The organism is Gilliamella sp., assembly GCF_024104075.1.
Classification (GTDB): domain Bacteria; phylum Pseudomonadota; class Gammaproteobacteria; order Enterobacterales; family Orbaceae; genus Gilliamella; species Gilliamella bombi.
This window is the reverse complement of the sequence record NZ_JAGGHR010000010.1, coordinates 1-604: the sequence shown is the minus strand read 5'-3', so window position 1 is coordinate 604 and position 604 is coordinate 1.

Below are 604 nucleotides of genomic sequence, written 5' to 3'. Positions count from 1 at the left end.
TGTACCTTACTATTAATTATATCATTTCTTCGTCCATATTGCAATTTTTTCATCACTTAACCCTATGATTTTATATAATAAAATTTATTAAAGTTCTTTTATTAACTAATTACGTTTTGTGAAAATACGAGTAAATATTGCGCTTTTAAAAACATAAAATACTAATATTACCTATTCACAAAAAAATTAAAATAACTATAAACTAAACAACATAACTTTTTAAAGTAAATGAAATGATTAGATTTCTTGTAAATATATTGTAAATATAACATTAATTTAATTATTAAGAAAAGTGATTAATTAGAAATATATAAAATTTACTCACATTGTTTACAGTGATTAAAAAAATACTGTAATAAATATACATAAAAAAACAAAATTAACGCCTTATCATAGACAAGAGATATAGCAAAAGAAAAAATAACGGTCACTGATTTAGCTAAACGTTTTATTGCCATTCGTTAAGTCATTTATAACGTACTAAAAAGCACGATTGAAGCTGTTTGTGTTTTTAACCAGTAAGGAATGTAAGAATGAACGTTATAAAACCATTCGTTATGGAATTAAACGTCTGGTTAAAGTCGAAAAATCGATTGAAGATAAA